At 39.0% G+C, this 11393-nt stretch carries 9 protein-coding genes; all 9 read right to left on the reverse strand.

Features of this window, described 5'->3' with window-relative positions:
- Positions 1 to 87: 87 nt before the first annotated feature.
- A complete protein-coding gene (locus IPJ86_09690) occupies positions 88 to 3756 on the reverse strand; it encodes a T9SS type A sorting domain-containing protein (GenBank protein MBK7887549.1) in 3669 nt (1222 codons plus the stop codon).
- A 27-nt stretch (positions 3757 to 3783) separates the two neighbouring features.
- The gene (locus IPJ86_09695) at positions 3784 to 4146 is read right to left on the reverse strand and encodes a hypothetical protein (GenBank protein MBK7887550.1); all 363 of its coding nucleotides are present in this window, start codon (positions 4144 to 4146) and stop codon (positions 3784 to 3786) included.
- A 115-nt stretch (positions 4147 to 4261) separates the two neighbouring features.
- Positions 4262 to 5437 (reverse strand): sigma-54-dependent Fis family transcriptional regulator, encoded by a 1176-nt coding sequence (locus IPJ86_09700; GenBank protein ID MBK7887551.1) that lies wholly within the window; start codon positions 5435 to 5437, stop codon positions 4262 to 4264.
- Positions 5438 to 5448: 11 nt separating this feature from the next.
- Complete coding sequence (locus tag IPJ86_09705; protein ID MBK7887552.1) at positions 5449 to 7341, reverse strand: response regulator; 1893 nt, start codon at positions 7339 to 7341, stop codon at positions 5449 to 5451.
- Complete coding sequence (locus tag IPJ86_09710; GenBank protein ID MBK7887553.1) at positions 7274 to 7810, reverse strand: response regulator; 537 nt, start codon at positions 7808 to 7810, stop codon at positions 7274 to 7276. Before IPJ86_09710 ends, IPJ86_09705 begins: the two co-directional genes overlap by 68 nt.
- Before the next feature lie 45 nt (positions 7811 to 7855).
- Positions 7856 to 8299 carry a response regulator gene (locus IPJ86_09715; GenBank protein MBK7887554.1) on the reverse strand — a complete coding sequence of 148 codons (444 nt, stop codon included), beginning with the start codon at positions 8297 to 8299 and terminating at the stop codon, positions 7856 to 7858.
- Positions 8300 to 8304: 5 nt separating this feature from the next.
- Positions 8305 to 9378, reverse strand: coding sequence for a GHKL domain-containing protein (locus tag IPJ86_09720; protein ID MBK7887555.1), 1074 nt, complete (start codon positions 9376 to 9378; stop codon positions 8305 to 8307).
- 6 nt (positions 9379 to 9384) lie between these two features.
- The gene (locus IPJ86_09725) at positions 9385 to 10521 is read right to left on the reverse strand and encodes an FIST C-terminal domain-containing protein (GenBank protein MBK7887556.1); all 1137 of its coding nucleotides are present in this window, start codon (positions 10519 to 10521) and stop codon (positions 9385 to 9387) included.
- Between the two features lie 150 nt (positions 10522 to 10671).
- Positions 10672 to 11379: a TIGR00730 family Rossman fold protein gene (locus tag IPJ86_09730; GenBank protein ID MBK7887557.1), complete on the reverse strand. Its 708-nt coding sequence runs from the start codon at positions 11377 to 11379 to the stop codon at positions 10672 to 10674.
- Positions 11380 to 11393: the final 14 nt, after the last annotated feature.

Consider the following 11393-nt stretch of genomic DNA (forward strand, 5'->3'; position numbering starts at 1 on the left):
GTCCCCGTTGAAGCGTGCTGAGCTTTTGTCTGTTTCTTGGTCGTAAGTTATATGCCATTTCGATTTTGAATTATTTGAATGTCTTATTTAATTTTTTACCAATTTTTTACTGATTTTTTCTGATCCGTTTATGATCTGCAGGATATAGTTCGCCGGTGGCAGATTGTTTTCGTCCATAAAATTGAAAGTGTTTATTCCGCTATCGTCTACTCTTTTTTGATCGTAAACCAGTTGACCGGTCATACTATAGATGCTGATGGAAGATTCGCCTCCCTGAGTCAGGTTGTATTTTACAGAGAATTCGTTGCTGAATGGGTTGGGACTTAGCGATAGGATTTCAATACCGGTTTCGTTGAGCTGATTATTACTGCTTCTGTTCACTGCCCGTATCGGAGAATAAGTAAAGGTGCCATCAAAATCCGTTTGCTTTAGTCTGTAGTAGGAGGTACCCGGCAGGGGATTATTATCCCGTATTTCATAATGGAGGATAGAGCTGCTGTTACCTGCCCCATCAATTTCTTCTATGTTTTCAAATGAAGTTCCGTCAGCAGATCTTTCGATGTTGAAATAGTCATTGTTTTTTTCTTCTGCGGTCGCCCATTTAATCAAGACATAATTCTCTTTTAGTTTAGCTGTAAATTCAAGAAGTTTGATGGGTAATGAAGCACTGCCCGATGAAAGTACCAGAGGTCCTGATACGTTATTTAAAGTGGCTGTGATTGTTCCAATTCCGGTAGTGACACCGTTGCCGGCACTGTTGACTTTGGTGAAATTACTGCCATTCCATTGTTGTACATTGAATGTTCCTCCGGAGACAGAACCTGCTGTAGTGTTTTCGTCACCGGCATACCTTAAGGAATAAGTTGCAGTAACACCGGGTGCATTCACTTCCCACCACCTGTCAATGACGTGACTCGTTGATACGTCTGCACCTCCCGGGTTAATAGTCGGGATGGCTGCGACATTGTCAAGTCCGGGAAGTGGAGTGTTGTTTTCTCCTGTTCCACGCGTAGAGACGGTGATGTATCCTGTTCCCGGATTGTTTGTAATATTTATAGATACCGGAATGTAAGTCGAGCTGTTTTTTCCAAAGGGGAAGGTTAGATTTTTATTGGTGGGTGTATAGGCTAATAGCAATTTGGAATTGTTAACAGCATTATTTTCTTCGCTTTTAACGTAGCCGGTTGTTGCAGTGATTAATTCTCCTGTTAAAGTATGCCCGTTTAATTTGAGCTCGCCGCTCGTCAGAGTTATTTCATTTCTCACTTCCAGATCATTTTCCAGGTAGCTATATTCATTATCGGCTGTTCCGTTGAAGGCGATTTCCAAAGACCCATATTTATGTTTCGTTGCAGTAGCAATACCGTTTCCGTATCCGGAGATTTTCTGATTGTCGACACCGTTATAGCAGATGGTGCTGGTGGATGCCAACTCATAGTCCATATTGGATCCGGAACTGATGGCTGCATTGTTAGTGCCATCATAAAGTCCATTGATATTGGCGGTCAATAAGGTGCCTGAAGAAGATACTTGTATTCCGCAATGGGCTGCCAATCCATTTGAGATGATGCTAGTTGTTCCCAGGTTTAGAGAGGCATCGGTTGACACAGTCAGGTAGTCAGTCGCTGCGGTTGCACCTGAAGAAAGTTCCATGGGTCCTCCGGTAACTGTGACATTAGCCCCGGAATTTAATCTATATTTTACCTGTTCAATATGATGATTAGCGGAAGAGCGGTTGTAATTGGTGTTGGTAGAATTATTGAAGATGATATAACCAAAGTAGGAAGATGTCCCTGCACCACCGGAAGTAATGCTTCCCGTTCCCGATAAATTGTAATTTCCCCCCTCAATATACAGGCAGATTGGTCCGGTATTTCCTGTGTTATTGGTGAATTGTAAACTGCCGTTAGATTGCGTAAAGTCTCCGCTAATTCTTAGATTGGTACTATCATTCGATGCTATACTACTATTTGAATAGAGTAGAAGAGTACCGCTGGTTATTGTTAAGTCTCCACTGATATTGACATTTGTTCTTCCGGTATTGTTCTTTACATTTAAGGTTCCACCATTCAACAGAACATTTTGATTTAAATTTATAGTGGAGTTGCCACTGTTTTTAGAAAGATAAATAGTTCCACCTGTAATCGTAAATTGGTCGGTGGTTGTAAAATTTATGTCGTGTTCTGTAAAGCCGAAGTTGATCGTCCCACCTGAAAAAGATGTGGTACTTTGTAGTAAAATTGTTTCCGATCCATATCCTGTGTTCGCTGAAAATTCTGCAGATGCATTACCATTAATTTCAAATGGTCCGTTGCAGGTATAGGTGAATGAAGAATTGTTTTGTGTTCCTGATAATGTGGCGAGTCCGTTTCCTCTGAATATATTTGATGAATTGGAGAAAGCGATGGTGGCTTTGCCGGTAACGGAAAGGGAGTGATTAACGGAGCCTGATGCGCAGGAATAAGCAACCATAAAGATTCCTCCTGAATAGTTTAGTGTATCAATGGTGATTGAACAGCTCCCTGAGTTTGTAGTGGTCGCATTCCATATTCCTCTGAAATCTCCATCAGACTGTGTAAATGTTCCACCAATGGTCATACTGCCGTTACCATTTCCTACACCGGTAACTCCCGTGTTCCAGATCAAATCAAAATAGCCCTGATTACTAAAGCTGCCATTTATAGTTAATGTTGAATTCCCGTTTCCATCTACAATACCATAAAATTCGCTATACGTAGATCCATTCTTGGTGGTGGTTAGATCACCTGTTATGTTAATTGTAATATTTCCTGAACCGTTATTTATCCCCCAAAAGTAGGATCTGTTCAAAGATGCATTTCCATTTATTGTAATATTGAAATGACCATTGTGATTATGTGATCCAACCAGATAACCATAAGATGTCATATCCAGATTTCCGTTAATAGTAAAATTGCAAGTTCCGGTTCCGGCTGTGTAAAATCCGTCTAGTTCTCCACCGGCTATCGTTACATTACCGGTAGTTACTGAAAAGGAACCCGGATGCGTGCCATTATAGAAGTCAAGATAAGCGGAGGAGTTGGTAAGATGTATGGATCCGATAGTTGTGTTAGAAATAGCACCCGTGTTGTCCAATACAATATAGCTACTTGTAATGGTTAGTAATCCTTGAACACTCCTGGTTTGTAAACTGTTTTGCATTTGCCATATTCCACTTACTCCACTAATAGTTAGATTACCAAAGTTGGATGAAACTACCGTGCCTAGTCCTACAGAAGTACTGTACCACTTTCTGATCGTAAGCGTACTGGTAGGAGAAAAATTTTCAATGCATTTCCCAAATAATGTAGCCCCTCCGGAGCTATTGTCTCCCGGATTCCAGTTTACAGCACCTCCTGCATTTACAGTGAAGTTGGTGGAATTGTTTACTATGGTAATATTGCCTCCATTGATGTTTAATGTACCGCTGATATTTAATCCTGCAGTATTGTTGACAGTTAATTTTTTTGAATTACCTATTAATACTGTAGCACCCGACTGTATCGTTAAGGATTTGCATTGCGCATTGCTTACATTTACGTTTGGACTATGTCCTGTTGCGATGATAACATCGTCGCTTGCTGATGGCTGTCCTGACGGACTCCAGGTGGAAGAAGAGTTCCAATTGCCATTGCCGGTAGTTGTTTTTGTTACAGCCAGTGAGGATAGGTGAAGTGTAATGAAAAAAATGAAAAGCAGGACTTGTTTCTTCGAAATATTGTATTTAAAGGAATTCATATGGGGTTGACTTATGTTCATAGATGCTTATTCCGTTATAATTGTCTCAATATTTTTTGTAACTACATCGCTTGCTCTAGATCGGATTCTAACGTTCTGCGCTGAGCTGTTTCCTTTGTATTCCTGACTTTGTATTTGTTGGATAGCGTTTGCATCAAGCAGCATTCTGCTGTTTAGATTCGTTTCAACTGATCTGTAGTTAACAGTGGAAGTGGTATTTTGCTCATTTGCATAAGAAGACTCATTGTTGGATAAATTAACTACAATGAGAGCTACCATCATACAACCTAATATGGATGAGCCGACAATAACATAACGCATCGTATACTTTTGGGATACACGTTGAGTCATTTTCAATTTACGCGGATTCGGTTTACCTGGCTTTCTCATGTTTAGGGATTTGTCTTAGTACAGTATACGAGAGTTGTTCTAAAGAGTTGTTTTTTTTAAATAGAAAAGCCGGGTAAAATTTTACCCGGCTTGACTGATTTTCAGTTGAACTTATTTATGCCGTAACGAAGGTTAAGTCTTCCACACTAATGGTATTGTTCTCTGCCATTAAAGCTGCACGTTCTATAACTGCTTTTAGTTCCCGGATGTTACCGGGCCATGCATAATCCAGCATGAATTGACACGCCTCCTTAGAAATGATCATCTGTTCCATGCGGTTCTGCTGGCAAAAATCATGAAGAAAAGATTTGGCAAGCATGATGATGTCGTCTCCACGGTCATGCAAAGGGGGGAGATGTATGAGGAAGCCCTGAATCCTGTAAAACAAATCTTCACGGAAACGCCCTTCTTTTACTTCCTGTGCAAGATTTCGGTTGGTAGCAGCAATAAGCCGGAAGTCAAGTTTAATGGTTTTATTACTACCGATTCTTGTTATTTCTTTTTCCTGAAGTACGCGAAGTATTTTTGCCTGTAAACCAAGATCCATTTCTCCGATTTCATCTAAGAAGATAGTGCCACCATCTGCTTCTTCAAACTTTCCAATTCTTCTGTCCCGGGCATCTGTGAATGCACCTTTTTCATGGCCAAAAAGTTCACTCTCTACCAGTTCAGTTGGAATGGCTCCCATGTTCACTACGACAAAGGGTTTTCTGGATCTTTGTGAATTGAAATGGAGAGCTTTTGCTACAAGTTCTTTTCCTGTGCCACTTTGTCCGGTGATCAGTACCATCATGTTGTTTTTCTCCACTTTTTGTATAAGTCGGAGTACACGAAGTACGGAATTGCTATTTCCGATAATGTTGGAGTATTTGTTCCTGTCAATAATTTGATCCTTCAAAAGCTCCACTTCTCTGCGAAGCGTGACGTTCATCGAAAGATTTCGTACTGAATTTTCAATGTTGGCCATCATTTGCTCGTTTTTTAAAATGTAGTCATTGGCACCGTTCTGATAACATTGTACCACGACATGTACATCCTCTTGTCCGGAACAGATAACGACCAATGAATTTGGACTCACCGCCTTCACCTGTTTCATGAGCGTGAGACCATCCATTCCCGGAAGGTTGTAGTCAATAATAACTATATCCGGATGTTGAATTAAATTGCTAATGCACTCTTCACCGGTAGTGAAATGTGTGGTCTCGAATGCCTCGAATTTTGAAAGATTCTGACGAATCAGACTTGCAATCATCATATCGTCTTCGATAAGAAATATTTTTCCTGCGTTCATGGTTGGGGGTTTTAATTGTTGATGATAGTTTTTATTTCATGTTCAAGTTCTGTGTAAGCTATTTCACAAACCTTCTTTATTTGTTCAATATTGGTTTTTATCATTTCCATGTCCTCATTACGCTTAGCGAGATCCTCAATTTTAGCCGAAATACCGGAAAGTTCTTTTAATCCAACATAGTTGAAAGAAGGCTTCATTTTATGAGCAGCTTGCCTTATAGCTTCCCAATTTTGATTAGAAATGGCACTTTCTATTTCTGATATAGATGCCGGTGTGTTTTGCAGAAACATCTGAATGAATTCTATAAAAAACTGATCGTTGTTTTCAGAAATTTCCTTGAGAAAGTCCAGATTGATAAGTGGGCGACTACCGACTGAAGTTTCAGCTATCGGTGCTGTTTCTTTTGCAGCCGTCACCGCACTTTGAGCTTGTTTGTCAGGAGTGTTGTTGATGACCGATTTACCGGTTAAATCAGCGATACGTTGTTTTAAATCTTCAGGCTTAAATGGCTTTGATAAGTAATCGTTCATTCCAATGCCAATGCATTTTTCTTTTTCCCCTGTCATCGCATGTCCTGTCATTGCAATAATGGGGACTGTATTGTTAGGGTAGGGGAGTTCCGCTCTGATAATTTCTGTGGCACGATAGCCATTCATATCGGGCATTTCAATGTCCATAAGAATAACATCAAAAATTTGCTCCTTAGCCGCTTTCACTGCTTCCACTCCTGTGATGGCGAATGTGGGTGTCAAGCCCCATTCTTTAAACATCTTTTCAATAATGAAACGGTTAATATCATGATCTTCTGCAATCAGTACTTTTAATTCACTCGGAAGATGAATGATGTTTTTCTTTTCTTTAACTATTTCCTGATTGTTTTCAATACAGATTTTGTATGGGATATGGAAAATGAACGTAGTGCCTTCATTGGCTATACTTTCAACATGTATAGATCCATTTTGTCTTTCAATCAGTTGTTTGGTGATGGTTAATCCTAATCCGGTACCACCATATTTCCGGGTAATATCATCTCCTGCCTGCGTAAATGATTCAAATATCGAGTCGATTTTGTGGGCCGGTATACCAATTCCTGTATCGCTTATCCGAAACTCCAAAACAATATGAGTGCTGTTTTGCTCAAGTGTGTTAACAACGATACGAACACTTCCCTTGTCTGTGAATTTTACCGCGTTTCCTAGTAGATTGTTGATGATTTGTGTTAATCGTACAGGGTCACCTGCCAGCGTATCCGGTAAATTTTTGGATACTTCCGTTTTGAGTTCAATATTCTTTTCTGTTGTTTTAGGAATGAAGGAGGCTACAGCTGTTTGTAAAGTATCTTTGATGGAAAAGGGGGTTTCTTCAAATACGAGTTTGCCACTATCGATTTTGGATAAGTCCAGAATGTCATTAACAATGACGAGTAAGGTGTCGGCTGATTTTCTGATCAGATCGAGATATTTTTTTTGCTCTTCAGAAATACTTGTATTCAACACAAATTGAGTAAGACTTATAATTCCATGAATTGGTGTTCTGATTTCATGGCTCATATTGGCCAGGAATTGTTCTTTTATTTTTGCAGACCCCTCTTTTACTTCAATAGTGTTCATGAGCTCTTCTTCATTCTTTATGAACGAAGTGATATCTATAGCTACGCCCATCATCCCATTGATTTGCTTGTCTTCATTTCGAATGGGAATATAGTTGACATCGAAATGATGTCCGTTTACTGCAGTTTTGTAATTTGTTTCGTTAGTAGTGCAAGCTTTGTTGAAGTCTTCACGACGGATGGGTAGTTCGTTGGTGAATTCACTTAGGTTTCGATCTATAACAGCTTCAGGCTTTATGGAAAGATTGAAAGCGGCTTTTCCTCTGAATAAGGTAATTTTTCCCTGTTTTGTCAATATTGAAAAGAATAATTGGAGATTTAGCTATGATGTTCTTTAGCTTAAACTCACTTTCAAGTAACGCCGCTTCAGCACGTTCGGCATCTTCTCTGGCTTCTTTTATTTTTAGTACATACCGAAGACTTTTTCCAATACTGGCCGGTGTGATTTGGTTTTTTGTTAGAAAGTCCGAAGCCCCAAGTTTCATACATTCAACAGCCATATGTACATCTTCCTGACTGGTGACCATGATGATATTTCCCGACTTGTTTTTCGAACTATAATACTTGAGAAAATCGGAACCGTTTTGTTTTGGAAAATAGTAGTCAAGGAATATGCAATCAAAATTATTTTTCGAAGTGACATCAATCGCTTCTTCAATAGATCTTGAAACAGTGATGTCGATTTCTAAGCCGGATGACTTTATTGCATTTTCCAGAATATAAATATCCTGCTGATAGTCTTCAATTATTTGAACTTTTATCATGAAATGGAATTGTTTTGTGTCGTTTTGATTTGTGTGAAATGGATTTTAGGAGGTTTGATTCTCCGGTTGTTCACAGAGCTTCCAATAGCTGTTCAGAATGGAAACTGCGTTAACAAATTTTTCAAACGAGAGCGGTTTTAAAATGTATCCTGCTACGTTTAACCGATAGGCCTCAATTTTATCCTGATCATCGTTCGATGTGGTCATTACAAATACAGTGGTGGATTTCAGTTCGGGGTCATTGCGAAGTTCTCTCAGGAATTCGAGACCATTCATTTTTGGCATGTTAATGTCCAATAGAATAATTCTTGGCTTTGGGTTAAGTTTTGGTCGTCCATTACTTCCACGAAGCATATTCAATGCTTCCACGCCATTGAAGGCAATGTGCAACGGGTTGGTAATATTGTTTTTCTTAAATGCTCTTTGAACATTCATTACATCAACGCTATCGTCTTCAACCAGAAGGATATTTAAAAGTTTGTCTTCCATTGTCATTATGCTTTTATACTTTTTATTGTTTCAGTTTGTGTAGGCCATGTAAATGTGAATCGGGTTCCTTTTCCGTTTTCTGAGTGCAACCAGATTTTACCACCCTGTTCTTCAATAATCTTTTTTACTATGGATAAACCGATTCCTGTGCTCTCCACGTGATCTCTTGCCGATAGGGTTTGGAATAGTCCGAAAATGCGTTGGTGATATTCTTCTTCGATTCCGGGACCATTGTCTTCTACAGAGAATTGACAACAGTTTTCGAGATAGATACAGTTGATTTTTATTTTACCTTGCGGTTTATCAATATACTTAATTGCATTAGATATTAAGTTGGAGAATACCTGGTGCAATCGGATGGTATCTGTTTCAATGGATGGCCATTCGCCTATAACCTCTATTTTTATACTTGGAGGTGGATTTAAGAAATCAATGATTTCCTGCAAATATTGTCCGGTATGAATGACATGTTGTTCTCCTTTTATTTTACCGGCTTTTGTATAGGCAAGAATTCCATGAATGAGATTTTCCATGCGTAGCACACGGCCCCTTAATAGCTGCAGATTTTTTCTGGTATCTGCACTAATATGCTCATTTGAATCCTCTTCAATCCATTCAGCAAGGCTTGCTATTGCCCGAAGAGGGGCTTTTAGATCATGTGAAACCACATATGCAAATTGATCCAGGTCTTTATTTATTTTTTCAAGGTTACTTAGGTTCTTCTTCAATTGTTCTTCAGCACTTATTCGCCTTTCGCTTTCCTTTTTTATTGTTTCGGATATAGAGAGAATGTTGGAGTGAATATCCTCTTTATGCTCGAATTTATAGTTGAGTAAACTCAGTGATTCCGTTAGTTTTTTTAGTGCTAATTTTTGATCTTTACTTTCTTTAAAGAGTTTTGCATTTAAATTGCTCATTTCTGCTGAACTGACAGCTAATGATCTTTCTGCAAGAATTTTGTCTTTTTCAAATTGGTCATAACTTTCACTGACAGCATCAATGAACTTCCTCACCTGTGGATCTTTTGATTTTTCTCCTAGGTGTTTTTCAATTTGCCTTTCCAGTAATTTGTTTCTCATCTTTTCCTATCGCTCGCTCATCGTAGTGATGGTCATCGTCTGATTATGTAGCTCACAGCTGTTGAAGCCCTGGTTGGGAGAGATTTCACCATAGGAATAGAAGCCGGTTATAGCAGTTGTGGTGCCCAAAATATCTCGGATTGCCTCAACTTCTTCTTCAATGCGTTGATTTAATATCAATTTTCTTCCTACGCAACTTATTAATATGGCTAAATCAGGTTTTTGAAAAGTTTGTATACTATGCGTGGCTGCATTGGACGCGCCTTCGATCAAACGATCAAAATTGGCTTTCATTAAACGGGTATACTTACCTGTGGGAACGTTTCCTGCAAATGTCAGACTTTGTTCATCTTCATTTATAGATAAAATAGTTCTGACCACCGGCTCATCATTTTCAGATAGCTTTACACTCAATGGAAATAGGAGAGCGCTACCCGGTAATTCATCTGAGAACTCACCAAGATATTTTTTATAAATAGAGAGTGCAGGTTGTCCATCTAATTCAAAAAGAACATTAGCGGTTGATTTAGTTATTAGTCGTTCAGGACCAAAGGCATCCCAACCACCCATACTTCCATGCGAAACTTTTAAGTGACTTCCATAAAAACCTACTGCAATTATTTGGCCCTCTCCCGGTTGTTCATTGAGGCCAACCAATGTTTTTTGAAATCTGTTTCCATCTCCTGCAAGTCCACCTGTAATTACTATTTCTTTGGGAAGTTCTTGCTGCAAGCCACTTACAAGATCGCTCCCATTTACTTGTTGACCATCAGATATAATAAGGATACTCGTGAGTTGATTATGATCAAATTTCTTTGCAATCTCAATTCCGGCTAGTTTGCTGTCTTTATAATCTGAGAATTGCAATCCATGAGTGATGAACTTTGTTTTTTCGAAGCAGATCGCGGTCAATGAAATGGTATCATCATTTACTTGTGTATCGAAGATTTCGCCGGAGGTAGAATTCATTAAAATATCTGCCTTCGGATACTTGTTTCTTATTTCCTGATAAAAGCCGGTGCTGGAAAGTAGTATTCTGCTACCAAAAACAATTACCAATTGATAATGCTCAGCATCTTTTAAATCACTTCGAAGCGTTTCCCAGGTTTTCTCCGGTGTCCATTTGCATTGCTCTATTTTCATCTTGCCGTATTTTGCTCATTACTTTTACTGATAAAGAGCAGGATATGTTACGGCTAGATGGAAATCAGATCACTAAATCAGTGCGAAAATTAAAGATATCTTACATAAATTCTGTAAGGTTTTAATAAAAAAGTCATGAAAATGACTTTGTCAGAAGTTCGGCTTGAGTAAATACTTCGAATAGAAACTGTCTATCACATTTACAGCTTCCTCAGCAGAATCAACGAGTGTAAACAATTTGAGATCATCAGGATTGACGTATTTCTCTGTCACCAACACCTCTTTGATCCATTCAATTAAACCGCTCCAGTAGTCTTTTCCTACCATGACAATCGGGAATTTTCCGATTTTTCTGGTTTGTATCAACGTGAGTGATTCAAAAAGTTCATCCATCGTCCCAAAACCTCCGGGAAGAACAATGAAGCCTTGGGCATATTTGATGAACATCAGTTTCCTGACAAAAAAGTAATCGAACGTAATGCTTTTGTCTGTATCAATAAAAGGGTTAGGGGACTGCTCAAAGGGAAGTTTAATATTTAAACCGACGGATTTACCTTTTGCCTTTTGAGCACCTTTGTTTGCTGCTTCCATGATACCGGGACCGCCACCAGTAATGATACCATATCCCTCAACAGTTAACTTATAGGCAATTTCTTCCGCCAGTAAATAGTATTTTGTGTCGGCTTCAGTTCGTGCAGATCCGAAAATGGAAACGCAAGGACCAATTCTACTCATCTTTTCAAAACCCTCAACAAATTCGGCCATGATTTTAAATATCTGCCAGGTGTCTTGTGCTTTTATCTCCTGCCAATCTTTGTCAGTAAATGCTCTTCTGATTTTTGCTTCGTCTGTATTCATACTACTTAGGTAAT

This window comes from Bacteroidota bacterium (assembly GCA_016713925.1).
Taxonomy (GTDB): domain Bacteria; phylum Bacteroidota; class Bacteroidia; order AKYH767-A; family OLB10; genus JAJTFW01.

Bases quoted from the DNA above. Each gene is read 5' to 3' on its own strand.
- IPJ86_09690 (MBK7887549.1), bottom strand. From the start codon at position 3,756: ATGAATTCCTTTAAATACAATATTTCGAAGAAACAAGTCCTGCTTTTC.
- IPJ86_09695 (MBK7887550.1), bottom strand. From the start codon at position 4,146: ATGAGAAAGCCAGGTAAACCGAATCCGCGTAAATTGAAAATGACTCAA.
- IPJ86_09700 (MBK7887551.1), bottom strand. From the start codon at position 5,437: ATGAACGCAGGAAAAATATTTCTTATCGAAGACGATATGATGATTGCA.
- IPJ86_09710 (MBK7887553.1), bottom strand. From the start codon at position 7,810: ATGATAAAAGTTCAAATAATTGAAGACTATCAGCAGGATATTTATATT.
- IPJ86_09715 (MBK7887554.1), bottom strand. From the start codon at position 8,299: ATGGAAGACAAACTTTTAAATATCCTTCTGGTTGAAGACGATAGCGTT.
- IPJ86_09720 (MBK7887555.1), bottom strand. From the start codon at position 9,378: ATGAGAAACAAATTACTGGAAAGGCAAATTGAAAAACACCTAGGAGAA.
- IPJ86_09725 (MBK7887556.1), bottom strand. From the start codon at position 10,521: ATGAAAATAGAGCAATGCAAATGGACACCGGAGAAAACCTGGGAAACG.
- IPJ86_09730 (MBK7887557.1), bottom strand. From the start codon at position 11,379: ATGAATACAGACGAAGCAAAAATCAGAAGAGCATTTACTGACAAAGAT.